This is a genomic window from Neorhizobium sp. 05N33 (assembly GCF_056397445.1).
On the sequence record NZ_JBFTNK010000002.1, the window covers coordinates 334,776 to 360,288 of the forward strand.

Here is a 25,513-nt window from a genome sequence, read left to right on the forward strand (position 1 = left end):
GTTCAGCGAGGGGAATGATGGGCGATGAAATCCACGACATCTTCGTGATCGGCGGCGGCATCAATGGCTGCGGCATTGCACGTGATGCGGCCGGGCGCGGTTATTCCGTGGCACTTGCGGAGATGGACGATTTTGCCTCGGGCACCTCTTCTGGCGCCACCAAACTCATCCATGGCGGCCTGCGTTATCTCGAACATTACGAATTCAGGCTGGTGCGGGAATCGCTGATGGAGCGCGAAACCCTCTGGGCGATGGCACCGCACATCATCTGGCCGCTGCGCTTCGTCCTGCCATACCACAAGGGCGGTATCCGCCCGGCTTGGCTGATCCGGCTCGGCCTGTTTCTCTACGATCATCTCGGCGGTCGAAAGCTGCTGCCGCCGACGGCCGTGCTCGACATGCGTACCGATCCGGCCGGAAAGCCTCTGAAGCCGCTTTTTACCAAGGCATTCGAATATTCCGACGGCTGGGTCGACGATGCCCGGATGGTGGTGCTGAACGCTCGGGATGCGGCCGATCGCGGCGCTTTGATCCTGCCGCGCACCCGCGTGGTTGCCGCCCGTCGGGAAGGCGGCCTCTGGATGATCGAGACCGTCGGCGCCCGCACGGGAAGGACAGAGACCTACAAGGCCCGCATGCTGGTGAATGCCGCAGGCCCCTGGGTGGATCAGGTAATCCGCGAAGCGCTCGACGACAATGACGCCCGTCATGTCCGCCTTGTCCAGGGCAGCCATATCGTGGTGAAAAAGAAGTTCGAAGGATCCCGGGCCTATTTCTTTCAGAACCGGGACAATCGCATCATTTTCGCGATCCCTTACGAAAACGACTTCACCCTTATCGGTACGACCGACCGGGACTATTCCGGCAATCCGAGAGACGTGAAAATCTCCGAAGAGGAGACGACCTATCTCTGCAATGCAGCGAGCGAGTATTTTCGGGAGCCGGTGCGGCCGGCAGACATCGTCTGGACCTATTCGGCGGTTCGCCCGCTTTTCGACGACGGTGCCTCAAAGGCGCAGGAAGCAACGCGCGACTATGTGCTGAAGCTCGACGACACCCAGGGCGCGCCGTTGCTCAACGTGTTCGGCGGCAAGCTGACGACCTATCGCCGGCTTTCTGAACATGCGCTCGAGAAGATCGCCGAAGCGATCGGAGCAAAGGGCCGGCCCTGGACGGCGAAAAGCCACCTGCCGGGCGGCGATTTTGCGGCCCAGGGTTACGAGGGAGAAGTAGCGAAACTCAAGGCCCGCTATCCATTTCTGGAGGAACGGCATGCGCGGCGACTGGTGCGCCGGTATGGAACCCGCGCCGGGATGATCCTCGACAGGGCGACCAAGATGGAGGATCTTGGTCACCACTTCGGCGGCGATCTCTACGAGGCCGAGGTCAAATATCTTATCGACCGTGAATGGGCCATGAGTGCGCAGGACGTGCTCTGGAGGAGAACCAAGGACGGTTTGCGGCTAAGCGAAACTGAGAAAGAGTATCTGGAGGAGTACATGGCCGCTATACCGGCAAAAATGGCCGGATAAGCGGCATGTGTTCCCGGTGTGAGGAGGCACGGGAACTCGAATGCTGGAAATGCGCAACGTCGCCAAGATGGTGGGTGGTGAATATCATATTCATCCGACCAATCTTGCACTGGATCGCGGCTCGCTGAACGTATTGCTTGGCCCGACGCTCTCGGGCAAGACGTCACTCATGCGTTTGATGGCTGGGCTCGACCGTCCCACCAGCGGCTCCGTGTATTTCGACGGCGCCGACGTCACTGGGGTTGCGGTGCAAAAGCGCAATGTCGCGATGGTCTATCAGCAGTTCATCAATTATCCGGCCCTGACCGTCTACGAGAACATCGCCTCGCCGATGCGGATCGCCGGCAAGGACGCGACGATGATCGACCGGGAAGTCCGCAAGGCGGCAGAATTGCTGAGATTGACGCCTTATCTCGATCGGACGCCGCTTAATCTTTCGGGTGGGCAGCAACAGCGTACGGCGCTTGCCCGCGCCCTCGTCAAGAGTGCCAGCCTGGTGCTGATGGACGAGCCGCTGGCCAATCTCGACTATAAACTTCGCGAAGAATTGCGTGAGGAATTACCGAAGATCTTCGCGCAATCCGGTGCCATCTTCGTTTATGCAACGACCGAACCGTCCGAAGCCTTGCTGCTCGGCGGCAATACGGCGACGCTCTCGGAAGGACGGATCACGCAATTCGGGCCGACCATCGAGGTCTATCGTCGCCCGGCAGACCTCGTGACGGCCAAGACATTTGCCGATCCCCCACTCAACTTCATCGATGTGGTCAAGTCCGGCGGCTCATTCCAGTATCAGGGAACAGACAGCCTTGCCGTGCCGTCGCATCTCTCCAGTGTGCCGGACGGCCCAGTGACGATCGCCTTTCATCCCCATCACCTGGGGCTCACGGCGCAGACAGGCAACGCAGCGAAGCTCAAGGCTCAAACGCAAATCTCGGAAATCACCGGCTCCGAAAGCTTCGTGCATATGCACTATAACGGAGTGCGCTGGGTCATGCTCGCTCCCGGCATCCACGACATCGACCCGGACACCGAAATCGAGCTCTTCCTGGATACCCGTCATCTGATGGCTTTCGGAACAGACGGCCGCGCCATCGCGGCGGCGGCTTGAAGGAGGGGAACATGGCACGCATCACGCTCGATCACATCCGCCACGCCTACGGTCCCAATCCGAAATCCGACGCGGCCTACGCGCTGCGCGAAGTCGATCACGAATGGGCCGATGGTGGTGCCTACGCCCTGCTCGGCCCCTCCGGCTGCGGCAAGACCACCCTGCTGAACATCATTTCCGGCCTGCTGCAGCCGTCCCACGGTCGTATCCTCTTCGATGGAAACGACGTCACCAATCTTTCCACGCAGGAACGCAACATCGCCCAGGTTTTCCAGTTTCCGGTGATCTACGACACGATGACCGTTTACGACAACCTGGCATTTCCCTTGCGCAACCGGGGCATCGCCGAACCGGATGTCGATCGCCGCGTCCGTGAAATGCTTGACATCATCGATCTCTCCGACTGGTCGAACCGCAAGGCCCAGCGGCTCACGGCCGATCAGAAACAAAAGATTTCGCTCGGGAGAGGTCTCGTCCGCAACGACGTCAACGCGATCCTTTTCGATGAACCCCTGACGGTCATCGATCCGCACATGAAATGGGTGCTCCGCTCCCAGTTGAAGCGCTTCCACAAGCAATTCGGCTTCACCATGGTCTATGTCACCCATGACCAGACGGAGGCGCTCACCTTCGCGGACAAAGTTGTCGTGATGTACGACGGACAGATCGTTCAGATCGGAACGCCGGCCGAGCTCTTCGAGAGACCGAGCCATACGTTCGTTGGTTATTTCATCGGCTCCCCTGGCATGAACGTGATGCCCGCCAAGGTCCATGGCAGCACGATCACGCTCGGGGGCGAGACAATCGCCCTCGACCATGCACCAAAGATTACTGCGGGCGACCGGGTCGAGCTCGGCATTCGACCGGAATTCATTCGCATCGGCCGAGATGGAATGCCTATCACGATAACACGCATCGAAGATATCGGCCGGCGCAGGATCGTCCGCGCGAGCCTTGCGGGGCAACCGATTGCGATTGTCGTTTCCGAGGATGCGGAGATACCGGCTGAGGCTCGCGTCACCTTCGATCCCGCTGCGCTGAATATCTATGCCAATTCATGGCGCGTTGGCGGGGAGGCCTGAACCATGGAAAAGACGTGGAACAACAAGGCCTGGTTTCTGGTGCTTCCCGTGCTCCTGCTCGTCGCCTTTTCGGCGGCCATTCCGCTGATGACCGTGGTGAATTATTCGGTCCAGGATACGTTCGGCAACAACGCGTTCTTCTGGGCCGGCACCGACTGGTTCGACCAAATCCTGCATTCTGCCCGTTTCTGGGAAGCTCTGCAGCGCAATCTGCTTTTCTCCTTCATCATCCTGGCGCTCGAAATTCCGCTCGGCATCTTCATTGCCCTGAACATGCCGAAGAAGGGTCTTGGCGTTCCGGTCTGCCTGGTGCTGATGGCTCTTCCGCTTCTCATCCCGTGGAACGTCGTCGGCACGATCTGGCAGGTTTTCGGCCGCGTCGATATCGGGCTCCTCGGCCACACGCTGGCGGCGCTCGGCGTAGACTACAATTACGTGCGCGATCCTCTCGATGCCTGGATCACGGTCATCGTCATGGACGTCTGGCACTGGACGAGCCTCGTCGTGCTCTTGTGCTACGCCGGCCTCGTCTCCATTCCGGATGCCTATTATCAGGCGGCCAAGATCGATGGTGCATCCAGGTGGTCGGTGTTCCGCTACATCCAGCTTCCGAAGATGAAGCGAGTGCTGCTGATCGCCGTCTTGTTGCGTTTCATGGATAGTTTCATGATTTATACGGAGCCTTTCGTGGTGACCGGCGGCGGCCCGGGAAACTCGACGACCTTCCTGTCGATCGATCTCGTCAAGACGGCGGTCGGGCAGTTCGACCTCGGGCCGGCCGCTGCCATGTCGATCGTCTACTTCCTCATCATCCTGCTGCTGTCATGGATATTCTACACTGTGATGACCAGCAGCGACGCAGACACCTGAAGGAGGGAGGAAAACCATGGCGAAGACAATCAAATACAAGCCTGCAGGCAATTTCTCCTGGCTGGTCTCGACGATCTACATCATCTTCCTGCTGCTGCCGATCTACTGGCTCGTCAACATGAGCTTCAAGGAGAATGCCGAGATCACCGGCGCATTTTCGCTCTGGCCGCAGAACCCGACGCTCAGGAACTACATGGTGATCTTCACCGATCCTTCCTGGTACAACGGCTATATCAACTCCATCATTTATGTGGTGCTGAACACCTTGATCTCGGTGCTGGCGGCATTGCCGGCTGCTTATGCCTTTTCGCGCTATCGGTTCCTCGGCGACAAACATCTGTTCTTCTGGCTGCTCACCAACCGCATGGCGCCGCCTGCCGTCTTCGCCCTACCCTTCTTCCAGCTCTATTCCGCCTTCGGTCTCATCGACACGCATATCGCGGTCGCCCTCGCCCATTGCCTCTTCAACGTGCCGCTTGCCGTCTGGATCCTGGAAGGCTTCATGTCGGGCGTACCGAAGGAAATCGACGAGACCGCCTATATCGATGGCTATTCGTTCCCGCGGTTCTTCGTGAAGATCTTCATGCCGCTGATCGCCTCGGGCATCGGGGTCGCCGCCTTCTTCTGCTTCATGTTTTCCTGGGTGGAACTGCTGCTCGCCCGGACGCTGACGACGACTGCCGCCAAGCCCATTTCCGCCATCATGACGCGCACCGTTTCTGCCTCCGGCATGGACTGGGGCGTGCTGGCAGCGGCCGGCGTGCTGACGATCGTTCCTGGCGCCCTCGTCATCTATTTCGTCCGCAACTACATCGCCAAGGGCTTTGCCCTCGGCCGGGTCTGACAAGGAGGAACCACGCATGAACTTTTCATGGATGGCCTGGACGCTTCCCACGGCGCTGTTCTTTCTGACGATCCTCGCCCTGCTCGTCGGCATGAGCGTCTGGGAATATTTTGCGCCGGGCGGTTCGCCCAGGATCGGCATCCTGCGTTTCGAGACGACGCGGGGAGATCGGCTCTTCATCTCGCTGCTCGGTGCGGCATTCATTCATCTTGCATGGCTGGGGCTGATTGGCCCCAACCTGTGGTGGGCTCTTGCCCTTGCAGTGGTCTACGCCATCGGCGTCTTCCGCTTCGTTTAAGGCAAGCTGAAAAGGTGGCGGGAAAACCGCCGCCCGATACGGAAATTGCAATCGCAAAACTCTGGGAGGATAAAATGCGACGGCATCTTATGACAACGACAGCGGCAATGCTGCTGGCTCTGACCGGTTCCGCCTATGCCGGCATGGATGAGGCAAAGCAATTCCTGGACAAAGAAGTCGGCGAACTCTCGACGCTTTCCCGTGCCGAACAAGAAAAGGAAATGCAGTGGTTCATCGATGCGGCGAAACCTTTTGCCGGCATGGACATCAAGGTCGTTTCCGAAACCCTGACGACGCACGAGTATGAATCGAAGGTTCTGGCGCAAGCCTTTGCCGCAATCACCGGCATCAAGGTCAGCCACGACCTGATCGGCGAAGGCGACGTCGTCGAAAAGCTGCAAACGCAGATGCAGTCGGGCGAGAACATCTACGACGCCTATGTCAACGACTCCGACCTGATCGGCACGCATTGGCGTTATCAGCAGGCCCGCTCGCTCACCGACTGGATGGCGGGAGAAGGCAAGGACGTTACCAATCCCGGCCTCGATCTTGAGGACTTCATCGGCCTCAAGTTCACCACGGCGCCGGACAAGAAACTCTACCAGCTGCCGGACCAGCAGTTCGCGAACCTCTACTGGTTCCGCTACGACTGGTTCAACGACGAGAAGAACAAGGCCGATTTCAAGGCGAAATACGGCTACGATCTCGGTGTTCCGGTGAACTGGTCCGCCTATGAGGACATCGCCGCCTTCTTCACCGGCCGCGAGGTCGGAGGCAAGAAGGTCTATGGTCACATGGACTACGGCAAGAAGGACCCCTCGCTCGGATGGCGCTTCACCGATGCGTGGCTGTCCATGGCGGGCAACGGCGACAAAGGCTTGCCGAACGGCCTGCCCGTCGACGAATGGGGCATCAAGGTCGACGAGAAATCCCGTCCGGTCGGCTCCTGCGTCGCCCGCGGCGGCGATACGAACGGCCCGGCCGCGGTCTACTCCATCCAGAAATACCTCGACTGGCTGAAGGCCTATGCACCGGCCGCCGCCCAGGGCATGACCTTCTCGGAATCCGGACCGGTGCCGGCTCAGGGCGAGATTGCCCAGCAGATGTTCATGTACACGGCCTTCACCGCCGACATGGTCAAGGCAGGCCTGCCTGTCATGAACCAGGACGGCACGCCAAAATGGCGTTTCGCTCCGTCTCCGCACGGGGTCTACTGGAAGGACGGCATGAAGCTCGGCTATCAGGACGTCGGCTCCTGGACGCTGATGAAGTCCACGCCCACCAACCGCGCCAAGGCGGCCTGGCTCTATGCCCAGTTCGTCACCTCGAAGACGGTGGACGTCAAGAAGAGCCATGTCGGCCTGACATTGATCCGCGAGAGCACCATCCGCCACAAGAGCTTCACGGATCGTGCGCCTAAACTCGGTGGTCTGATCGAGTTCTACCGTTCCCCGGCCCGCGTCCAGTGGTCGCCGACCGGCACGAACGTGCCTGACTATCCGAAGCTCGCGCAGCTCTGGTGGCAGGCAATCGGCGATGCGTCGTCGGGCGCCAAGACCGCCCAGGCGGCCATGGACTCGCTTTGCTCCGAGCAGGAAAAGGTCCTGCAGCGCCTGGAGCGCGCCAAGGTCCAGGGCGACATCGGACCGAAGCTCGCCGAGGAACACGATCTCGCATACTGGAACAAGGATGCCGCCGCGAAAGGCAACCTCGCTCCGCAGCTCAAGATCGCAGCCGAGAAGGAAAAGCCCGTTACCGTCAACTACGACGAACTCGTAAAGAGCTGGGCTGACACCAAGAAGTAAGCCGGTTCGCCGGGCGCTCAAGGCGCCCGGCGACCACCGACTGCAAAATGCCTGGCTCGCGTGAAAGCTCCGGTGCTCGCGTAAAGCTCCGGTACACAATCCGATAGGCCCCGCTCGCCTCCGCGCCAGACACGCCTTCGCGAAAATCGCCTCCATGCCTCGGCCATCGACCGTGCCTCCGCGACATGGAGGCTGGTGATGCGTGCTTCCGGCACCACCACCAAGCCACGGGAAAATCGCTGGACGCCTACGGTTAAGACAAAGGGGTAGCTGGAGCGGGTGAAGGGAATCGAACCCTCGTATTCAGCTTGGGAAGCTGCTGCTCTACCATTGAGCTACACCCGCGTCAGATTTCAGACTTCCAACAGACGGCTTCGCCTGTCAAGCCGGAGGTGGGGTCAGGCGCGAAAATGCTTGGACAGTTTCAGGCCCTGGGCCTGATAGTTGGAGCCGAGGCCCGTGCCGTACATGCCTTCCGGCTTGTCCATCATGTGTTCATAGACAAGGCGGCCGACGATCTGGCCATCTTCGAGGATGAAGGGCACCTCGTGGCTGCGCACTTCGAGCACCGCGCGACTGCCGCGCCCCCCCGCCGCCTCGTGGCCGAAGCCCGGATCGAAGAAACCGGCATAATGGACGCGGAACTCGCCGACCAGCGGATCGAAGGGCGTCATCTCGGCGGCATAGAGCGGCGGCACGTGCACCGCTTCGCGCGAGACGAGGATATAGAATTCGTCCGGATCGAGGATCAGTTCGTTGCGGCCGCGGCTGTAAAGCGGCTCCCAGAAATCGAAGATGTCGTGCTGCGCCTTCTTGTCGACGTCGACGACGGCCGTGTGGTGTTTGCCGCGATAACCGATCAGGCCGACGCTATCGCCGGACAGATCGATCGACAGGGCGATGCCGCCGCCCGAGACATTTGGCTTGGCGGATGCGACCAGGGTTTCGTCGTTGTGGAGTTGCACGAGGTCGGGCTCGCTCAGCAGCGCATTGCCGACCCGGAAGCGGATCTGCGACAGACGCGAACCGCGGCGCACCACGATCGGGAAGGTACGAGGCGAGATTTCGAGATAGAGTGGCCCGGAATAACCGGTCGGGATCTTGTCGAACTCCTGCGCGTAATCGGTGATGACGCGGGTGAAGATGTCGAGCCGGCCGGTGGAGCTTTTCGGATTGGCGGAGGCAGACATATTGGCCGGCAGATCGAGCCGTTCCATCAGCGGCACGATGTAGACGCAGCCGGTTTCCAAGACCGCACCTTCGGAAAGGTCGATGACGTGCAGCTTCAGCCGATCGAGCTTATCGGAGACCAGGCTCGTCGGGCCCGGCATGAAGCTGGCGCGGACGCGAAAAGCCTTGGCACTCAAGCGCAGGTCCAGGCTTGCCGGCTGGACCTGGTCCCGGTCCAGCTCACGTTCGGAAATCAGCCGTCCACTGTCGAAAAGCGCCGCGATCGCGCGGTCCGCCAAAATTCCTGTTTCGCGAGCCATCATGTCTCTCTCAAGTTTACGAGGCGACAAAACCAAATGCGAGCCATTGACGCAAGCGGGGCGCGGCGCTATGCCACTCTTATCCCGTGGTGATTTGGCCGGTCGGCTTGCAGCCACGTTAAATAAGTGGCTAAAAAGACCGGGTGCGAAACCGGTCTGCTTATGCGACCGGTTTTTTTGTTCTGAATGGGGAACACGCATGACTAAGAATTGGCGCCCGGCAACTCAACTTGTACACGGCGGCACGCTGCGCTCGCAATATGGCGAAACGTCGGAAGCGATCTTCCTGACCCAAGGTTTCGTCTATGACACCTCGGAAGCGGCGGAAGCCCGCTTCAAGGGCGAGACCGACGGCTTCATCTACGCCCGTTACGGCAGCCCTACCAACGACATGTTCGAAAAGCGTATGTGCATGCTGGAAGGCGCCGAAGATGCGCGCGCCACAGCATCCGGCATGGCTGCCGTTACCGCCGCGATCCTCTGCCAGCTGAAGGCCGGCGACCATATCGTCGCGGCCCGCGCCCTGTTCGGCTCCTGCCGCTGGGTGGTCGAGACGCTGGCTCCGAAATATGGCATCGAATGCACGCTGGTCGACGGCCGCTTCCTCGAAAACTGGGAAAAGGCGATCACGCCGAAGACCAAGGTGTTCTTCCTGGAAAGCCCGACCAACCCGACGCTCGAAGTGGTCGACATTGCCGGTGTCGCCAAGCTCGCCAACCAGATCGGCGCCAAGGTCGTCGTCGACAACGTGTTTGCGACCCCGCTCTACCAGAAGCCGTTGGAACTCGGCGCGCATATCGTCGTCTATTCGGCCACCAAGCATATCGACGGCCAGGGCCGCTGCCTCGGCGGCGTCGTGCTCTCCGATAAGGCCTGGATCGACGAGAACCTGCACGACTATTTCCGCCATACGGGCCCGGCCATGTCGCCGTTCAATGCCTGGACGCTGCTGAAGGGCATCGAAACCCTGCCGCTGCGCGTCAAGCAGCAGACCGAGAGCGCCTCGAAGATCGCCGACTTCCTCGCCGACCAGAAGCAGGTCGCAAAGGTCATTTATCCTGGCCGCAAGGACCATCCGCAGGCCGATATCATCGCCCGGCAGATGAAGGCCGGCTCGACGCTCGTCTGCTTCGAACTAAAGGGCGGCAAGGACGCAGCCTTCAAGCTGCAGAACGCGCTGGAGATCGTCAGGATTTCCAACAATCTCGGCGATTCCAAGAGCCTGATCACCCATCCGGCGACGACGACGCACAAGAACCTGACGGACGAGGCCCGTGCCGAACTCGGCATTTCGCCCGGCACCGTGCGTCTGTCGGCCGGCATCGAGGATACCGACGACCTGATCGAGGATTTCGCGCGGGCGCTTTCAAAGGCCGGCATGTAGCCTTGGCTTTTCGGGGTGGTGGATCGACCAGATATTCACCATCCCGGTTATCCTTAACTTCAACTAATGCCCACACTCGGTTGTTCAAACCGCGAGAATTCTTGACGTTGCGGCGCCTCTGTACAATATCGAACCAAGTTGGATTTGTTGAGGTGTCGCATGTATCGCGCCCGGACAAGAGATATCGATGTCGCCGTCGAGCCCTATTATCTGGAGGAGCAATCCAATCCGGAAGAGAGCCGTTATGTCTGGGGCTATCGTATCGTCATCGAAAACCATTCGACGCTCACTGTGCAGCTCGTGCATCGCTACTGGAACATTACCGACCAGAACGGAATCGTCGACGAAGTGGACGGGCCTGGTGTCATCGGTGAACAGCCGCGGCTGAAGCCCGGCGACAGCTACGAGTATTCTTCAGGATGTCCGCTCGACACCCCGTCCGGCCTGATGTTCGGCCACTACGACATGCAGACCGACGACGGCGAAACCTTCGAGGTGACGATCCCGGCTTTCTCGCTGGATTCACCAGGCCTGATGCGCGTCCTCAACTAGACCGCGCTGCCGACAACCTACAGGTTATGGGTGGCGGCGGTTTTTCTATTTGTTACCCCTTTCCTCCTGCGGCATCTTGGCACCGTCAAACGGTCTTTGGGAGGAGTACTTGATGGCACGTTCCGCTTTGCCGGTCATTCTGCTGGCGTCCTGCGCGTTCACGACGCTTACGGCCTTTACGCCGGCGCTCGCACAAAACAAAAGCAGTTTCATCGACCAGAAGGACCGGCCGGATTTCGCTTCCGCCACGGTCTCGCCGCAGATCGCCTGCGGTATGTTGAACAGCCAATCCTTTGCCGAGGTCGCGACGCTGAAAGCCACGCATGTCGCGGGTGTCGGTAACGTGCCAGGCCATTGCCAGGTGACGGGCTATATCCGGCCGCAGGTCCGTTTCGAAATCACCCTTCCGGACAACTGGAACCGCCGGCTCTACATGTTCGGCAATGGCGGATATGCCGGCGAAGACCTTGCCGCAGCGTCGCGGATCACCACCCGCAATGCCGCACTTACGAAAGGCTTTCTCACCGTCCAGCAGAATACCGGCCATGATGCGGTCACCTATAAGCTCGGGGATTTTGCACAGGACCTCGGCCTCTTGATCGACTACGGTTCACGAGCCGTGCATGTGACGGTCGACACGGCCAAGGCGATCGCCGCGCGCTATTATGACCGGCATCCCTCCTTCTCCTATTGGGACGGCTGCTCGACCGGCGGACGCCAGGGGCTGATGGCGGCGCAACGCTATCCGGGCGATTTCGATGGCATTCTCGCTGGAGCGCCGGTCCTCGATCTCACCAATACGCAGATCTGGGGCGTCTGGAATGCGCGAGCGCTCCTCAAGGCGCCGATCAGCCGCGCCCAGCTTCCGGTGCTCGCCAAGGCGGTTATGGACAAATGCGATGCGATCGACGGTGCCAAGGATGGGCTGATCGCCGATCCGCGCCAATGCAATTTCGATCCGGCCAAGGACCTGAAGACCTGCGAGGCCGGCGGTTCGGACTGCTTCACGCCTGCGCAGGTGGACACGCTGAAGGCGCTGGCGGGCGGTGTGAAGATCAAGGGAGAGACGATTTTCCCCGGCGTGCAGTTCGGCACCGAGGGTGTCGATCCGAGCGGGGTCAGCGGCTGGGACATGTGGATGGTGTCCGAACAGGGACCAAGCCGGCAGCTGGCCTATGGCGAGACCTTCGTCAAGAACATGGCGATGCTGCCCGCCTCCGGAAAGGCGATCGACTGGAAAACCTTCGACTTCGATGCCGAATATCCGAAGATCGGCGCGATCCGAGAGATCGTCGACGCGACCAATCCCGACCTCAGCGAGTTCCAAAAACGCGGCGGGCGGATGATCACCTATTTCGGCTGGTCGGATCCGGCGCTGAACCCGATGATGGGCGTGAACTATTATGAAGCCGTCCGCAAGCAGATGGGTGCCGATCGGACCGCGGAATTCTACCGGCTGTTCATGGTGCCCGGCATGTTCCATTGCACCGCGGGCTACGGCACCGATGTCTTCGACGCCTTCACGCCGCTGATGGACTGGGTGGAAAACGGAAAAGCGCCGACGGTGATCCAGGCAAGCCAGATCAAAGATGGCAAACAGGCGACGACCCGGCCGCTCTGCCCCTACCCGCAATCGGCCAAATACTCCGGCAACGGCGATGTGAAGGATGGAGCGAACTTCGAATGCAAGATACCCTGAAACGAAAACGGCGGGAGGAAACTCCCGCCATCTGATTTTCAGGCTGCAGCGAATTCATCCGCCTTGTAGCGATAGGTGGTCGAGCAGAACTCGCAGGTGACGGCGATCTCGCCGTCTTCCTCGCTTGCCTCAATCTCCTCGGCGGAAAAACCCGAGAGGACGCCCTTGATCTTGTCGCGCGAACAGCTGCAGCGGTCGAACACCGGGTGCGGCGCGTAAACCCGGACGCCGCGCTCGTGGAAAAGGCGGAACAACAGACGCTCGATCGCAACCCGCGGGTCGGTCAGCTCGTCGGTGTCGATCGTTTCCACCAGCGTGCGGGCTTCGGCCCAGGAATCGTCCTCGGGGAATTCGAAATCGCGCTCATCGCCGTCGCCGCCATGCAGGTCCGGCTGCCGCATGCGCTCGGGTGCCTGCGGCAGGAACTGCGCGACCAGACCACCTGCCCGCCAGTTGTGACGCGGCTTACCATCGGCATCGCGATCGAAGAGCTCGGCAACGCCGAGGCGCACCCTGGTCGGGATTTGCTCCGACTGGCGGAAATAGACGCCGGCGATCTCCTCCAGCGATGAGCCGTCCATCGGCACGATGCCCTGATAGGGCTGCATGCCGCGGCCCTGGTCGATGGTGAAGGCAAGTACGCCGTGCCCCAGGAGGTCGGCCGGCGAAGTCTTGCCTTCCGTGACGGCGGCGGCCAGAGCTTCCTCGTCATATCGAGCGTAGGCGCGAAGACTGTCGGGCGTCGAGAAATCCGCGACCAACAGGTCGACGGGACCGTCGCCCTTGGTCTGCACCGTGAACTTGCCATCGAATTTCAGCGATGTGCCGAGCAGAGCAGTCAGGACGATCGCCTCGGCAAGCAGCCGCGCGACCGGGCCTGGATAATCATGGCGGCTAAGGATGGAGTTGAGCAGCGGCCCGAGCTGGACCGCCCGGCCACGCACGTCGAGACCGTCCACCTGAAATGGAACGACCCGGTCATCTCCGGCAAAGTCGAGTTCGTTGAGTTCCACAGTCGCTTCCGCCATGCCTTCACTCCTTCGCGCCGACCCAAAAACCTTTACACAAGCGCCAGCCCGAGCGGAACCGCTGGCCGGAGGAAAAGACGTCGACGATGTGTGTTGAAACGCCAGTCCAGAAGACGGCGTATTGTTGAAAGCCGACAGATGGGGGATTGCGGGGCGGAAATCAAGGTTCGATCGCCGCCGCTCTTCACATCCGCACCGTCCGGGACATTGCGTTCAGACCGCGCCGAAGCACCAGGCGAGAATGGATTTCTGCGCGTGCAGGCGATTCTCAGCCTCGTCGAAGACCACCGACTGCGGGCCGTCGATGACCTCGTCGGTGACTTCCTCACCGCGATGAGCCGGCAGGCAGTGCATGAACAGCGCCTCCTTGTCGGCCCGCTTCATCAGGTCGGCATTGACCTGGAAGGGCTGGAAGACGTTGTGGCCGCGCGCCTTGTGCTCCTGGTTCATCGAGACCCAGGTGTCGGTGACGACGCAATCGGCGCCGGCAACCGCCTTTTCGGCATCATGGCAAAGCATGATGTTGCCACTGTTGTTGCGCGCCCAGTTGAGGAACTTGTCGGCGGGTTCCGAACCCATCGGCACAGCCATGTTCATCCGATAGCCGAAACGGGCAGCACCTTCGACGAAGGAATGCAGCACGTTATTGCCGTCGCCGGTCCAGGCAACCGTCTTGCCGGCGATCGGTCCGCGATGCTCTTCGAAAGTCATGATGTCGGCCATGATCTGGCAGGGATGCGTGTCGTCGGTCAGGGCATTGATAACCGGTACGGTCGCGTGTTCGGCAAGCTCCAGCATACGGGCGTGATCCGTGGTGCGGATCATGATGGCATCGACGTAACGCGACAGAACCTTGGCGGTGTCGCCGATCGTCTCGGCGCGGCCGAGCTGCATTTCGGTGCCCGACAGGAACAGCGTCTCGCCACCGAGTTGGCGCATGCCGACATCGAAGGATACGCGGGTGCGGGTGGAAGGCTTTTCAAAGATCATCGCCAGCATCTTGCCGGCCAGCGGCTTTTCCGCCGTCCCGGCCTTGGTGGCCTGCTTGCGGATTTTCGCGTCGTCGAGAATGCTGCGCAGATCAGCCGGGGAAACGGCGGAAAGATCGAGGAAATGCTTGGGAGATGCCATGTGATGTTCCCTGTGACGTGGGAAACCTACAACGGCATCCCCCTTTTTGCCCGCTCAGGCCGATTTCTTCATTTCCGAGGCGGAGAGCTTTTCCGCCGCTTTCTCGATGCGGGAGAGACCCTCGCGAGCTTCCTCCGCCGTGACTGTGAGCGGTGGCAGGAGACGCACCACGTTGTCACCGGCCGGAACGGCCAGCATATGTTCGCCGCGCATGGCGGCAACCAAGTCGCCCGCCGGCACCTTGGCCTTCACGCCGAGCAGCAGGCCTTCGCCGCGGATATCCTCGATGACGCTGGGGAAACGATCCTTTAGGCTGGCTAGCCCCTGCCGCAAGACCAACGTGACGTCGCGGACATTTTCCAGGAAGCCGTCCCCCAGGATCACGTCGAGCACGGCATTGCCGACCGCCATGGCCAGAGGGTTGCCGCCGTAGGTGGTGCCGTGGGTGCCGGCTGTCATACCGGACGCAGCTTCCGCCGTGGCAAGGCAGGCCCCGAGCGGGAACCCGCCGCCGATGCCCTTGGCGAGCGCCATGATGTCGGGCGAAACGCCCGTCCATTCATAGGCGAACAGTTTGCCGGTGCGGCCGACGCCGGTCTGGACCTCGTCGAAGATCAACAGCAGGCCGTTGTCGTCGCAGATCTGCCGCAGCGCAGCCAAGAATTCCTTTGGAACCGGCCGGATGCCGCCCTCGCCCTGGATCGGCTCGATGAGGATCGCCGCGGTCGCATCGGTGATCGCAGCCTTCAAAGCGTCCATATCGCCGAACGGCACCTGATCGAAGCCTTCGACCTTGGGGCCGAAACCTTCGAGATATTTCGCCTGGCCGCCCGCAGCGATGGTCGCCAACGTGCGGCCATGGAAGGCGCCCTCGAAGGTGACGATGTGGAAGCGTTCCGGATGGCCCTTCACGAACTGGTAGCGGCGCGCGGTCTTGATGGCGCATTCGAGCGCCTCCGCACCGGAATTGGTGAAAAACACCTTATCCGCGAAAGAGTTGTCGGCGAGGCGGCGCGACAGCGTCTCCTGGCCGGGCTGCTCGAAGAGGTTGGACGTGTGCCAGACCTTGTCGGCCTGCGCCTTCAGCGCGCCGACGAGATGCGGGTGGCCATAACCGAGCGAATTGACGGCGATGCCCGCGCCGAAGTCGAGATATCGCTCTCCACTTTCCGTCACAAGCCATACGCCCTCGCCGCGTTCAAAACGCAGCGGAGCCCGGGCAAACGTGTCGAAAAGCGCGGCTTCAGCCATGGCGACATCACTCCTCTAGGCAGTCAAAAAAGGCCGACAAAACCGGCCAGAAAAACCAAAAATGCCGCCCACTGGGCGGCGGGGGCACTATCGGGGTTTAGGCCGTCAATGTCAACAAAGCTCGGTGTTTTAGGCGCGTTACGACCGGAACCCGACAGGCGCTGGCTTCTGTGACAAAAAAGACTCTCCATCACAGCAAGTTGGGGAAAACCACGAAATCGAATCCCGCAGATTCCTCCGACTCTTGCCACGGAGTCAGCCTCACACTAGGTTAATGATCAATTACTAGACTGCATGCGGCGGAACTAGTCACCTCAAGCATAGATATAGTGGGTGCTGCGAAATGATTTTCGCAGCAAAGGTGGAAGGATTCTGCATGCCAGCAACGTTCAAAGGCGGAGAACGGGCATGAACTGGACAGACGAGCGTGTCGAGAAGCTCAAAAGATTGTGGTCGGAGGGCCTGAGCGCCAGCCAGATCGCAGCACAACTTGGTGGCGTAAGCCGAAATGCCGTGATCGGCAAGGTGCATCGTCTCAGCCTGCCGGGCCGGGCGAAAGCTGGCGGTACGGTTGCGACCGGCCGCGCATCGGCTGCCAAGCGCACGACATCGGCGCCGCGGGCTCCGAACTATGCGTCGCGGGTCACGACCCGGACCGTTACCCGCGCCGTCGGCGCGACGATGGTCAAGGAAGAGATCGAGATCGAACCCTACCAGGAGATGGAATATCGTCCCGCCTCCAACGTAGTCGTGCCGATCTCCCGCCGCCTTGCATTGACGGAACTCACCGAGCGCACCTGCAAATGGCCGGTCGGCGACCCGCTCAAGGAAGACTTCCACTTCTGCGGCTGTGAATCCCCGGATGCATCGCCCTATTGCGGTTACCACGCAAAGCTTGCCTACCAGCCGGTCAACGAGCGCCGCAAGGTTGCCGCTCGGGTCTGAGCGGCGGCGCGACACGAGGCGAAATCGAAGGCGGGCTCAGGCCCGCTTTTTGTTGTGTATGGCAGATATGCCGGCCAAGCCTTGCTCCGGATCGGCATTCCACCTATCTGAAAGACAGTGAGGACGACCTCCCCCATTCGGGCAGAAACTCCGGGACGGCCCGGAAAGCACCCCAGGAGGTCATCATGCGCACGACACGCGACCGTATCCGCCATGCCATCAGCTTCGAACTGATCGGGCTTGCTCTCATCACACCACTCGGCTCCTTCGCCTTCGGCATGCCGGCCGCCGATATCGGCGTGGTCGGCATCGGCAGCGCGACGATCGCCACTGGCTGGAACTATCTCTACAATCTCGGCTTCGACCACCTGATGCAGCGCTTTACCGGCGGCACGCAGAAAAACACCGCCATACGCGTGGCGCATGCGGTGCTGTTCGAACTTGGACTGCTGATCACGCTTCTGCCGCTGATCGCCTGGTATCTCGGTATAAGCCTCGTCCATGCGCTGACGATGGACGTGTCGTTCGCGGTCTTCTACGTGGTCTATGCCTTCGTGTTCAACTGGGCCTACGACCGGATTTTTCCGCTGCCGGAATGGCAGCGGCAGACCGAGGCGGCTTAAAGCCGCCTCTCAGGATTCCATTGAATAACCCGCGCCGCGGACGGTGCGGATGACATCCTGCATATTGGAGAAGTTGAGCGCCTTCCTGAGACGCCCGACATGCACGTCGACGGTGCGTTCGTCGACATAGATGTCGTGACCCCAGACGCCGTCCAGAAGCTGCGACCGCGAAAAGACGCGGCCGGGCGAGGCCATCAGGAATTCCAGCAGGCGGAACTCGGTCGGGCCAAGGCGCACTTCGCGGCTCTTGCGGTGAACGCGATGAGTTTCCCGGTCGAGTTCGATATCGCCGCAGCGGAGAACGCTGGAGAGCACCTCGGGACGGGCGCGGCGAAGCATCGCCTTGACGCGGGCCATCAGTTCAGGCGTCGAGAAGGGCTTCACCACATAGTCGTCGGCACCGGTGGCGAGGCCGCGAACACGTTCGCTCTCCTCGCCGCGGGCCGTCAGCATGATGATCGGCAGGCGCTCCGTTTCCGGGCGCATGCGCAGCCGGCGGCAGAGTTCGATGCCGGAAACGCCGGGCAGCATCCAGTCCAGGATCAGGAGGTCCGGTACCCGCTCCTGAAGCCGAATTTCGGCTTCGTCGCCCCGCAAAACGGTATCGACCTCATAACCCTCGGCTTCCAGATTGTAACGAAGAAGCACGCTCAGCGCTTCTTCGTCTTCTACGACAGCGATTTTCGGCAGCATTCTTGGCCTGCTCCGTCAGTTCTATTCGGTGATCGCGCCGAGCGTGTTCGACGAGTCGTCCTTCGGACGGTCGCCTTCCGGCTGGGCGCCCGTCGTCATGTAGTAGATGGTCTCGGCGATGTTGGTGGCGTGGTCGCCGATACGCTCGATATTCTTGGCGCAGAACAGCAGATGCGTGCAGGTGGTGATGTTGCGCGGATCCTCCATCATGTAGGTGAGGAGCTCGCGGAACAGCGAGGTGTACATCGCGTCGATTTCCTCGTCGCGGCTGCGGATCGCCTCGGCCTTTTCCGCCGAACGCGTCGAATAGACGTCGAGGACGTCCTTGAGCTGCACGAGGGCGAGATCGGAGAGATGCTCCAGGCCGCGGGCGAGCTTGCGCGGAACGCCGGTGCCCTGAACCGCGATGACGCGCTTGGCGGTGTTCTTGCCAAGGTCGCCGACGCGCTCCAGATCGGAGGCGATGCGCAGCGAACCGACGATCTCGCGAAGGTCGGCTGCGACCGGCTGGCGGCGGGCGATCGTGATGATCGCCTTGTCGCCGATCTCGCGCTCGGCGTGATCGAGGATCACGTCGTCGGAGATGACCTTCTGGGCGAGTGCGGCATCGGAATTGACCAGCGCGCGCACGGCGTCCGAGCACATCTGCTCGGCGAGGCCGCCCATTTCGGAGATACGGCGGCTCAGGTATTTCAGTTCGTCGTCATAAGCCGACAGGATATGGGTCGATGCCATCTTCTAGTCCTCAAAATTGATTTTCAGGCGGCACAGTCGACTGGATCAGCCGAAACGGCCCATGATGTAATCCTGGGTGCGCTGGTCGTCGGGATTGGTGAACATCTTGTCGGTGTCGTTCTCCTCGACGAGCTGGCCGAGATGGAACATGGCGGTGCGCTGCGAGACGCGGGCAGCCTGCTGCATCGAGTGCGTCACGATGACGATCGTGTAGTTGGCACGAAGTTCATGGATGAGTTCTTCAACCTTGGCGGTCGCGATCGGATCGAGAGCCGAGCAGGGTTCGTCCATGAGGATGACTTCCGGCGACACGGCGATCGCGCGGGCGATGCACAGACGCTGCTGCTGACCGCCGGAGAGGCCGGTGCCGGATTCATGCAGGCGATCCTTGACTTCGGTCCAGAGGCCGGCGCGCTGCAGGCTCGCCTCGACGATCTGATCCATGTCGGCCTTGTTCTTGGAAAGACCGTGGATGCGCGGACCGTAGGAAATGTTTTCGTAGATGGTCTTCGGGAACGGGTTCGGCTTCTGGAAAACCATGCCGACGCGGGCGCGAAGTTCCACGACGTCGATGTTATTGTCGTAGATATCGTCCGTGTCGAGGGTGATCTTGCCGGTGACGCGGCAATTCTCGATCGTGTCGTTCATGCGGTTGAGGCAGCGCAGGAAGGTGGACTTGCCGCAACCGGAAGGACCGATGAGAGCCGTCACAGTGTTTTCGCGGACGTTGAGGTTCACGTCGAAAAGCGCACGCTTTTCGCCGTAATAAACAGAAACGTCCTTACCGATCATCTTGTGGGAAGCATCGCTCATCTTTTGGTCCAGCGCCTTTTCTACTGCCGATTCTGACATCATATTCATTGTCATACTCCTTCTACCAGCGCCGCTCGAAGCGACGCCGCAAGAGAATTGCGCCAACATTCATTAGGATGAGAAACAGGAGCAGGATGATGATTGCTCCCGAGGTACGCTCGACGAACGCGCGCTCAGCTTCGTTCGCCCACATGTAGATCTGGACCGGCAGCGCCGTCGACGGGTCGAGCGGCGTGGTCGGATAGTTGGCGACGAAGGCCACCATGCCGATCAGGAGCAGCGGTGCGGTTTCGCCAAGGGCATGGGCGAGGCCGATGATGGTGCCGGTCAGGATGCCCGGCATGGCAAGCGGCAGGACATGGTGGAAGATCGTCTGCATCTTCGAGGCGCCGAGCCCGAGGGCGGCAGCACGGATCGATGGCGGCACTGCCTTCAGTGCCGCGCGGGTCGCGATGATGATCGTCGGCAGCGTCATGAGGGTGAGCACCAGACCACCGACGAAGGAGGCGGAACGCGGCAGGCCCATGAAGTTGACGAACACCGCCAGACCGAGCAGACCGTAGACGATCGAGGGAACGGCCGCGAGATTGTTGATGTTCACCTCGATCAGATCGGTGAACTTGTTCTTCGGGGCAAATTCCTCGAGATAGATCGAAGCGGCGACGCCGATCGGTAGCGCCAGGACAAGCACGATCAGCATCATGTAGAACGAGCCGATGAGCGCGACGCCGACGCCAGCTGCTTCCGGACGGCTCGATGCGCCGTTGACGAAAATGCCGCCGTTAAAGTGCTTGGCAAGGGCTCCGCTGTCAGAGAGCTGCTTCATCCAGCCGAGCTGCTGGTCGTTGATCTTGCGGTTTTCCTGGCTGACGTCGAGGTCGATCTGGCCCTTGTAGGCCGAGTCGATATCGCCGGAAGCGAGCAGTCTTACCGTCTGCGTCGTGCCGATGATCGCCGGATTGGCTATGACCAGGTCACGCAGCTGAACGCGGACACCATCGGACAGCATCTGGCCGACCGCGCGGGCGGCGACACGGTCGTCGACGCTGACGTTGAGCAGCTTGGCGAGAGCATTGCGGGCGACGACCGGATAGTTGGCCGTCATCAGCTTCTGCGGATTGGTGGCACGTTCGTTCTGCGGGTCGATGATCTGCTGCGAGAACTCGACCGGCATGGTGATCATGGTCTGCTGGAAGGCGGTGTAACCCTTGGAGACCACCGACCACAGGAGAAGCATCAGGAAGATGATGCCGAAGGAAAGCGCGGCGATGCCATAGGCACGGAAGCGACGCTCGGCGGCGTAACGGCGCTTGATGCCGATATCGCGACGGACGGACTTGGCCGTGGAGATGCCGGCGGCGGGAGAAACCACATCGGTCATTCGTACTGCTCCCGGTATTTGCGCACGATATAAAGCGCGTAGATGTTGAGGCAAAGCGTGATGGCGAAAAGCGTGATGCCCAGCGCGAAGGCAACCAGGGTCTGCGGCGAGGTGAACTCAAGGTCACCCGTCAGCTGATTGACGATCTTGACGGTCACGGTCGTCATTGGCTCGAAAGGGTTGATCTGCAGGCGGGCGGCAACACCGGCCGCAAGCACGACGATCATCGTCTCGCCGACGGCGCGCGATGCGGTCATCAGGAGCGCGCCGACGATGCCCGGCAGAGCGGCCGGCAGGACGACCTTCTTGATGGTTTCCGAACGGGTGGCGCCGAGGCCGAGCGAGCCGTCACGCAGGGCACGCGGCACCGCCGTGATGATATCGTCGGACAGCGAGGAGACGTAGGGGATCAGCATGATGCCCATGACGAAGCCGGCGGTCAGAACGCTCTGTGCCTGAATGAAGTTGGCATAGTCGCCGGTGACGAGGCCGTTCAGCTGCGAAGAGATATCGCGCAGGAACGGTCCGATGGTCGTCAAGGCGAAGAAGCCGTAGACGATGGTCGGAATGCCGGCGAGCACTTCGAGCAAAGGCTTCGCAACCGAGCGGACCTTCGGCGAGGCGTATTCCGACATGTAGATTGCCGAAAAGAGACCGATCGGAACCGCAAAGAGCATCGCGACGAAACCGATATAGAGCGTACCGAGCAGCAGCGGAATAAGGCCGAACTGACCTTCGGAGCCGCCAGAACCGGCAGCAGCAAAACGCGGATCCCATACCGTGCCGAAGAAGAATTCCCAGGCGGGAATAGCGGTGAAGAAGTGGGCCGCTTCGGTCAGCATCGAGGCGACGATGCCGATCGTGGTCAGAATGGCGATCGAGGAGGCGACGACGAGGCTGCCGAGAACCACCTTTTCCACTCGGTTGCGGGCGCGGAAGCGCGGCGCAATCTGACGATAGGCGAAGAACGCCCCGCCGACGGAAGCCGCCAATACGACGATCGTCATGAGGATGCGGCTGACGAAGGTCATCCTGTTCAGGACAGCGGCGGCCTTGACCATGAAGGGCTGGGGATCGCCCGCAAGCGGAACGCCCTTGGCCCCAAGCGCAGCACGCAGCTCGACCGGATTATTCTCGACGCGGGCAATCTCGTCGCCGGTCAGCGCATTCATGCCTCGGGCGATCGAAGTGATCATGCCGTAGCTCAGGCCCTGCTCGGCCTGCGATTGGGTTTTCACCTCTTCAGGAAACGCACCGCGGACCGAGGAGCTGATATAGATCGGGCTGGCGACCAGCCAGACAAAGAGAATGACGACGGCCGGCAGGATCGCCCAGACAGCGACAAAAGAACCGTAATATCCGGGCCGTGAATGAAGTTTGGAGGAAATCCCTCCGACCAGTGCCATTGAATACCGGGCACCAGTGACGTAACCGGCTATGCCGATTATTGCCAAAATCAATAATATTAGTGATGTGTTCATCATAATCCCCCGGCGTACCGCTTTCGGCGGCAACCCATCACCGCCCAGCTCCGTTCATCGGAACCGATCGCATTCGCCATCGCGCACTGCGCAACACCATCGCCACAAAACCGACGATTCCGCCGATGCAAAGGCCATCGATCGGAAGAGAAAACGGCGCCGCCAAAAGCGGCGCCGGTCTTTGGATTACATGGTCTTGCCAGCGGCAAAGTCCTTGCGGCCCTGTTCGCGCTGTGCGTCAGGAGCAGCAACCAGGCCGTACTCGATGAGCGGCGAGTCAGGGCCGATCATGTCGTCGGAAAGGAAGAACTCGACGTATTCCTTGAGGCCCGGAACGACGCCCAGGTGAGCCTTCTTCACGTAGAAGAAAAGCGGACGGGAAACCGGGTAGGTACCGTCGGCGATGGTGGCCGAGGTCGGCTTGATGCCGCGCATGGTGGCGACCTTCAGCTTGTCGGCATTGTTTTCGTAGAAAGCGAGGCCGAATACGCCGACGCCGGTCTTGTTGGCAGCGATACGAGCGAGGGTCTCGGTGTAGTCGCCGTCGATGTCCACGGCAACGCCGTCCTTGCGAACAGCAACGCAGGCTTTGGCCTGGGCAGCCTTGTCAGCGATTTCCTTGGCGATGACGTCGGTTGCGCCGGCATCCTTGCAGCCTGCGGCCAGAACGTTCAGTTCGAAAACTTCGCGGGTGCCGTGCTTTTCGCCCGGGATGTAGGCGGCGATCGGACCCTTCGGAAGCGTCGGATTGATGTCCGACCAGTTCTTGTAGGGGTTGGCGACGAGTTTGCCGTCAACAACGACCTGAGCGGCGAGAGCCTTGTAGAGGTCCTTCGGCTCGAGTTTCATGTCGCCGTTGCTGCTGGCGGTCGCGAAAACGATACCGTCGTAACCGATGCGGATTTCCTGGATGTCGGTGACGCCGGCTGCCTTGCAGGCTTCGGCTTCAGACTTGTTGATCGGGCGAGAAGCGTTTGCAACGTCGATCGTGGCTTCGCCAACGCCCTTGCAGAATTCCTTGAGACCGGCGCCGGTGCCGCCCGACTCGACGATCGGGGTCTTGAACTTCGGGAAGGCTTCACCGAAGGATTCGGCGACGATCTTCGCATAGGGAAGAACGGTGGAGGACCCGGCAACCTGGACCTGGTCGCGTGCAGCGGCGGCGCCGGCAAACGCAACGGAGGCCACCAAGGCAGCTGCAGAGAGTTTAAGGATGTTCATGAGGAATCTCCCGTCATGGGCTTGTGTGAATGCGGACGGCGCTGGCTCTCGCTCTCGCCAACGCTCGGCCCGCTTGTCTTAGCCGCTGTAGCACCTCTCTTTTATGTCAGTTCGGTGAAACATTTGTGACATATCAAGCCGCTGATATTTATGGGGAAATTCGGTGCACAGCTTTGCAGGGAGAGCGCTTTATGTCAGAATCTGACGGTGAACTCGCTTCCCTTGCCGACTTCCGACTTCACGATCAGACGTGCTCTGTGGCGGGTGAGGATGTGCTTGACGATTGCGAGGCCGAGGCCCGTGCCTTTTTTGGAACGGCTATCGGCCACGCTGACGCGGTAGAAGCGCTCGGTAAGCCGCGGAACGTGCTCGGCCGGAATGCCCGGCCCCTGGTCGACAACGGTCACTTCCACCGGATCGGAGGCGCCGTTGCGCAGATAGACGTCCACGAACTTGCCTTCCTGGCCGTATTTGCAGGCGTTCTCGATCAGGTTTTCGAAAACCTGGACCAGTTCGTCGCGATCACCCAGAACCTCCACCTTGCCTTCCGGCAGGTGCGTGCGGATCTCTACCCCGAGATCGTCGGCGAGTGGTACGAGCGCATCCCGCACATGACCGATCAGCGGCTTCAGGTCGATCGACTGGTCCGGAGCGATATGGGATTTGAGCTCCAGGCGAGACAGCGACATGAGATCGTCGACAAGGCGGCTCATGCGCGTCGCTTGGTCGAACATGATGGCGAGGAACCGCTCGTGCGCGGCCGGATCGGAGCGCGCCGGCCCCTGCAGGGTCTCGATGAACCCTCGCAACGAGGCAAGCGGGGTGCGCAGTTCATGGCTGGCGTTGGCCACGAAATCGGAGCGCATCCGGTCGATGCGGCGCAACTCCGAAATGTCCCGGAAGGAGAGGAGATAGAGCTTCTGCACCACGGCTTCCGAGCTTTGCTGCATCGGCCGACCGAGATCGATGGGTGCGATGCGCAGGGTATAGACACGCTCGGAGGGCAGCCGCTCGGAATGCTCGATCTGGTTCGGCTCGTCGGTGGCAATGGTTTCGCGCACCATGTCGAGAATGCCGGGCGACCGCAGCCGGGCCGAAAGATGCGATCCGGGGGAAAGGGTGCCAAAGGCCTTCTCGGCCGCCTTGTTCTGGTAGAGGACGGTTATATCCTCGCCCAGCACGAAAGCCGGAATATCGAGCGCACTGAGCGTTGCGGCCACCTGAGGCAGCGGCTGGAAATCCGGCTGCTCTTCCTCGACGATCTCCGGGACCGGCGGCGGAAGGACGACGGGCTTGCGCCCGACAACGACCAGCACCAGCAGCAGCCAGCCGACGAGCACGCCCACCCAATCCATTCCGACCAGGAACGCGATCGTTGCCAGAAGGGTCAGAAGCAGCAACAGCGGTCGCTCCTGCCGAGCCCTCGCAGCAAGCGTGCCCAGACCCCGACGCCATTTCTCCAGTACCGACCCCACAGACAGACTCGCAGCTTTCACAGGTTGAACACGCGCTCATATATCCCCTGCATGACAGATATACATCGC

General features: G+C 60.9%; 23 protein-coding genes, 1 tRNA gene and 1 riboswitch. Of the genes, 12 read left to right on the forward strand and 12 right to left on the reverse strand.

Annotated elements, in window-relative coordinates; translation table 11 throughout:
- The first annotated feature begins 17 nt into the window (after nt 1-17).
- From glpD to AC1DLT_RS05925, 7 genes are all read left to right on the forward strand, one after another.
- Complete coding sequence (gene glpD / locus AC1DLT_RS05895) at nt 18-1,532, forward strand: glycerol-3-phosphate dehydrogenase (RefSeq protein WP_477486149.1); 1,515 nt, start codon at nt 18-20, stop codon at nt 1,530-1,532.
- A gap of 40 nt (nt 1,533-1,572) precedes the next feature.
- Nucleotides 1,573-2,643, forward strand: coding sequence for an ABC transporter ATP-binding protein (locus tag AC1DLT_RS05900; protein ID WP_477486150.1), 1,071 nt, complete (start codon nt 1,573-1,575; stop codon nt 2,641-2,643).
- An 11-nt stretch (nt 2,644-2,654) separates the two neighbouring features.
- A complete protein-coding gene (locus AC1DLT_RS05905) occupies nt 2,655-3,725 on the forward strand; it encodes an ABC transporter ATP-binding protein (protein ID WP_477486151.1) in 1,071 nt (356 codons plus the stop codon).
- A gap of 3 nt (nt 3,726-3,728) precedes the next feature.
- Nucleotides 3,729-4,595 (forward strand): carbohydrate ABC transporter permease, encoded by an 867-nt coding sequence (locus tag AC1DLT_RS05910; protein WP_477486152.1) that lies wholly within the window; start codon nt 3,729-3,731, stop codon nt 4,593-4,595.
- 16 nt (nt 4,596-4,611) lie between these two features.
- Entirely contained in the window at nt 4,612-5,439 is an 828-nt protein-coding gene (locus tag AC1DLT_RS05915; RefSeq protein ID WP_247034063.1) for a carbohydrate ABC transporter permease, read from the forward strand.
- 16 nt (nt 5,440-5,455) lie between these two features.
- Nucleotides 5,456-5,737 (forward strand): DUF2160 domain-containing protein, encoded by a 282-nt coding sequence (locus AC1DLT_RS05920; protein WP_038539616.1) that lies wholly within the window; start codon nt 5,456-5,458, stop codon nt 5,735-5,737.
- Nucleotides 5,738-5,811: 74 nt separating this feature from the next.
- The gene (locus AC1DLT_RS05925; protein WP_038539613.1) at nt 5,812-7,542 is read left to right on the forward strand and encodes an ABC transporter substrate-binding protein; all 1,731 of its coding nucleotides are present in this window, start codon (nt 5,812-5,814) and stop codon (nt 7,540-7,542) included.
- Nucleotides 7,543-7,813: 271 nt separating this feature from the next.
- Here AC1DLT_RS05925 and AC1DLT_RS05930 read toward each other — a convergent pair.
- Both AC1DLT_RS05930 and AC1DLT_RS05935 read right to left on the reverse strand, forming a co-directional pair.
- A tRNA-Gly gene (locus AC1DLT_RS05930) sits at nt 7,814-7,887 on the reverse strand.
- A 53-nt stretch (nt 7,888-7,940) separates the two neighbouring features.
- Complete coding sequence (locus tag AC1DLT_RS05935) at nt 7,941-9,035, reverse strand: 2'-deoxycytidine 5'-triphosphate deaminase (protein WP_477486153.1); 1,095 nt, start codon at nt 9,033-9,035, stop codon at nt 7,941-7,943.
- Between the two features lie 73 nt (nt 9,036-9,108).
- Nucleotides 9,109-9,187: riboswitch (SAM riboswitch) on the forward strand.
- Between the two features lie 44 nt (nt 9,188-9,231).
- Between AC1DLT_RS05935 and AC1DLT_RS05940 the strand changes: the two genes are divergently transcribed.
- The 3 genes from AC1DLT_RS05940 to AC1DLT_RS05950 all read left to right on the forward strand — a co-directional run bounded on the left by AC1DLT_RS05940 (nt 9,232) and on the right by AC1DLT_RS05950 (nt 12,667).
- Complete coding sequence (locus AC1DLT_RS05940) at nt 9,232-10,416, forward strand: O-succinylhomoserine sulfhydrylase (protein WP_038583549.1); 1,185 nt, start codon at nt 9,232-9,234, stop codon at nt 10,414-10,416.
- Between the two features lie 159 nt (nt 10,417-10,575).
- Complete coding sequence (apaG, locus tag AC1DLT_RS05945; RefSeq protein WP_038539456.1) at nt 10,576-10,968, forward strand: Co2+/Mg2+ efflux protein ApaG; 393 nt, start codon at nt 10,576-10,578, stop codon at nt 10,966-10,968.
- Nucleotides 10,969-11,080: 112 nt separating this feature from the next.
- Nucleotides 11,081-12,667: a tannase/feruloyl esterase family alpha/beta hydrolase gene (locus AC1DLT_RS05950; RefSeq protein WP_477486154.1), complete on the forward strand. Its 1,587-nt coding sequence runs from the start codon at nt 11,081-11,083 to the stop codon at nt 12,665-12,667.
- A gap of 38 nt (nt 12,668-12,705) precedes the next feature.
- Here AC1DLT_RS05950 and AC1DLT_RS05955 read toward each other — a convergent pair whose 3' ends face one another.
- The 3 genes from AC1DLT_RS05955 to AC1DLT_RS05965 form a co-directional block, all read right to left on the reverse strand.
- Nucleotides 12,706-13,695: an Hsp33 family molecular chaperone gene (locus AC1DLT_RS05955; RefSeq protein WP_247034060.1), complete on the reverse strand. Its 990-nt coding sequence runs from the start codon at nt 13,693-13,695 to the stop codon at nt 12,706-12,708.
- 213 nt (nt 13,696-13,908) lie between these two features.
- Nucleotides 13,909-14,826, reverse strand: a complete 918-nt coding sequence (gene argF, locus AC1DLT_RS05960; RefSeq protein ID WP_477486155.1) for an ornithine carbamoyltransferase — start codon at nt 14,824-14,826, stop codon at nt 13,909-13,911.
- A 54-nt stretch (nt 14,827-14,880) separates the two neighbouring features.
- A complete protein-coding gene (locus AC1DLT_RS05965; protein WP_477486156.1) occupies nt 14,881-16,077 on the reverse strand; it encodes an acetylornithine transaminase in 1,197 nt (398 codons plus the stop codon).
- A 408-nt stretch (nt 16,078-16,485) separates the two neighbouring features.
- Between AC1DLT_RS05965 and AC1DLT_RS05970 the strand changes: the two genes are divergently transcribed.
- Nucleotides 16,486-17,022 carry a GcrA family cell cycle regulator gene (locus AC1DLT_RS05970; protein WP_247034057.1) on the forward strand — a complete coding sequence of 179 codons (537 nt, stop codon included), beginning with the start codon at nt 16,486-16,488 and terminating at the stop codon, nt 17,020-17,022.
- A 185-nt stretch (nt 17,023-17,207) separates the two neighbouring features.
- On the forward strand, nt 17,208-17,645 hold the full coding sequence (locus AC1DLT_RS05975) for a PACE efflux transporter (protein WP_477486157.1): 438 nt from the start codon (nt 17,208-17,210) through the stop codon (nt 17,643-17,645).
- Between the two features lie 9 nt (nt 17,646-17,654).
- On the opposite strand, the gene phoB is transcribed toward AC1DLT_RS05975, so the two are convergent.
- From phoB to phoR, 7 genes are all read right to left on the reverse strand, one after another.
- Nucleotides 17,655-18,338, reverse strand: coding sequence for a phosphate regulon transcriptional regulator PhoB (gene phoB / locus AC1DLT_RS05980; RefSeq protein ID WP_038539434.1), 684 nt, complete (start codon nt 18,336-18,338; stop codon nt 17,655-17,657).
- A 21-nt stretch (nt 18,339-18,359) separates the two neighbouring features.
- Complete coding sequence (gene phoU, locus AC1DLT_RS05985) at nt 18,360-19,073, reverse strand: phosphate signaling complex protein PhoU (protein WP_038539431.1); 714 nt, start codon at nt 19,071-19,073, stop codon at nt 18,360-18,362.
- A 45-nt stretch (nt 19,074-19,118) separates the two neighbouring features.
- Nucleotides 19,119-19,934, reverse strand: coding sequence for a phosphate ABC transporter ATP-binding protein PstB (gene pstB / locus AC1DLT_RS05990; RefSeq protein ID WP_038539427.1), 816 nt, complete (start codon nt 19,932-19,934; stop codon nt 19,119-19,121).
- A 13-nt stretch (nt 19,935-19,947) separates the two neighbouring features.
- Nucleotides 19,948-21,267: a phosphate ABC transporter permease PstA gene (gene pstA, locus AC1DLT_RS05995; RefSeq protein WP_477486158.1), complete on the reverse strand. Its 1,320-nt coding sequence runs from the start codon at nt 21,265-21,267 to the stop codon at nt 19,948-19,950.
- Nucleotides 21,264-22,748 (reverse strand): phosphate ABC transporter permease subunit PstC, encoded by a 1,485-nt coding sequence (gene pstC, locus AC1DLT_RS06000; RefSeq protein ID WP_477486159.1) that lies wholly within the window; start codon nt 22,746-22,748, stop codon nt 21,264-21,266. The genes pstA and pstC overlap by 4 nt, the downstream gene beginning before the upstream one ends.
- Before the next feature lie 186 nt (nt 22,749-22,934).
- Nucleotides 22,935-23,969 carry a substrate-binding domain-containing protein gene (locus tag AC1DLT_RS06005; protein WP_038539421.1) on the reverse strand — a complete coding sequence of 345 codons (1,035 nt, stop codon included), beginning with the start codon at nt 23,967-23,969 and terminating at the stop codon, nt 22,935-22,937.
- A gap of 194 nt (nt 23,970-24,163) precedes the next feature.
- Nucleotides 24,164-25,432, reverse strand: coding sequence for a phosphate regulon sensor histidine kinase PhoR (gene phoR / locus AC1DLT_RS06010; protein WP_477486489.1), 1,269 nt, complete (start codon nt 25,430-25,432; stop codon nt 24,164-24,166).
- Between the last annotated feature and the right edge of the window lie 81 nt (nt 25,433-25,513).

Excerpts from the sequence above, each read along its gene's own strand:
- pstA (WP_477486158.1), bottom strand. The coding sequence starts at position 21,267 with ATGACCGATGTGGTTTCTCCCGCCGCCGGCATCTCCACGGCCAAGTCC.
- pstB (WP_038539427.1), bottom strand. The coding sequence starts at position 19,934 with ATGAATATGATGTCAGAATCGGCAGTAGAAAAGGCGCTGGACCAAAAG.
- pstC (WP_477486159.1), bottom strand. The coding sequence starts at position 22,748 with ATGAACACATCACTAATATTATTGATTTTGGCAATAATCGGCATAGCC.
- AC1DLT_RS05965 (WP_477486156.1), bottom strand. The coding sequence starts at position 16,077 with ATGGCTGAAGCCGCGCTTTTCGACACGTTTGCCCGGGCTCCGCTGCGT.
- AC1DLT_RS05970 (WP_247034057.1), top strand. The coding sequence starts at position 16,486 with ATGAACTGGACAGACGAGCGTGTCGAGAAGCTCAAAAGATTGTGGTCG.
- AC1DLT_RS05920 (WP_038539616.1), top strand. The coding sequence starts at position 5,456 with ATGAACTTTTCATGGATGGCCTGGACGCTTCCCACGGCGCTGTTCTTT.
- AC1DLT_RS05955 (WP_247034060.1), bottom strand. The coding sequence starts at position 13,695 with ATGGCGGAAGCGACTGTGGAACTCAACGAACTCGACTTTGCCGGAGAT.
- phoB (WP_038539434.1), bottom strand. The coding sequence starts at position 18,338 with ATGCTGCCGAAAATCGCTGTCGTAGAAGACGAAGAAGCGCTGAGCGTG.
- AC1DLT_RS06005 (WP_038539421.1), bottom strand. The coding sequence starts at position 23,969 with ATGAACATCCTTAAACTCTCTGCAGCTGCCTTGGTGGCCTCCGTTGCG.
- glpD (WP_477486149.1), top strand. The coding sequence starts at position 18 with ATGGGCGATGAAATCCACGACATCTTCGTGATCGGCGGCGGCATCAAT.
- AC1DLT_RS05915 (WP_247034063.1), top strand. The coding sequence starts at position 4,612 with ATGGCGAAGACAATCAAATACAAGCCTGCAGGCAATTTCTCCTGGCTG.
- AC1DLT_RS05900 (WP_477486150.1), top strand. The coding sequence starts at position 1,573 with ATGCTGGAAATGCGCAACGTCGCCAAGATGGTGGGTGGTGAATATCAT.
- phoU (WP_038539431.1), bottom strand. The coding sequence starts at position 19,073 with ATGGCATCGACCCATATCCTGTCGGCTTATGACGACGAACTGAAATAC.
- AC1DLT_RS05910 (WP_477486152.1), top strand. The coding sequence starts at position 3,729 with ATGGAAAAGACGTGGAACAACAAGGCCTGGTTTCTGGTGCTTCCCGTG.
- AC1DLT_RS05975 (WP_477486157.1), top strand. The coding sequence starts at position 17,208 with ATGCGCACGACACGCGACCGTATCCGCCATGCCATCAGCTTCGAACTG.
- AC1DLT_RS05950 (WP_477486154.1), top strand. The coding sequence starts at position 11,081 with ATGGCACGTTCCGCTTTGCCGGTCATTCTGCTGGCGTCCTGCGCGTTC.
- AC1DLT_RS05940 (WP_038583549.1), top strand. The coding sequence starts at position 9,232 with ATGACTAAGAATTGGCGCCCGGCAACTCAACTTGTACACGGCGGCACG.
- AC1DLT_RS05935 (WP_477486153.1), bottom strand. The coding sequence starts at position 9,035 with ATGATGGCTCGCGAAACAGGAATTTTGGCGGACCGCGCGATCGCGGCG.
- AC1DLT_RS05925 (WP_038539613.1), top strand. The coding sequence starts at position 5,812 with ATGCGACGGCATCTTATGACAACGACAGCGGCAATGCTGCTGGCTCTG.
- argF (WP_477486155.1), bottom strand. The coding sequence starts at position 14,826 with ATGGCATCTCCCAAGCATTTCCTCGATCTTTCCGCCGTTTCCCCGGCT.
- AC1DLT_RS05905 (WP_477486151.1), top strand. The coding sequence starts at position 2,655 with ATGGCACGCATCACGCTCGATCACATCCGCCACGCCTACGGTCCCAAT.
- apaG (WP_038539456.1), top strand. The coding sequence starts at position 10,576 with ATGTATCGCGCCCGGACAAGAGATATCGATGTCGCCGTCGAGCCCTAT.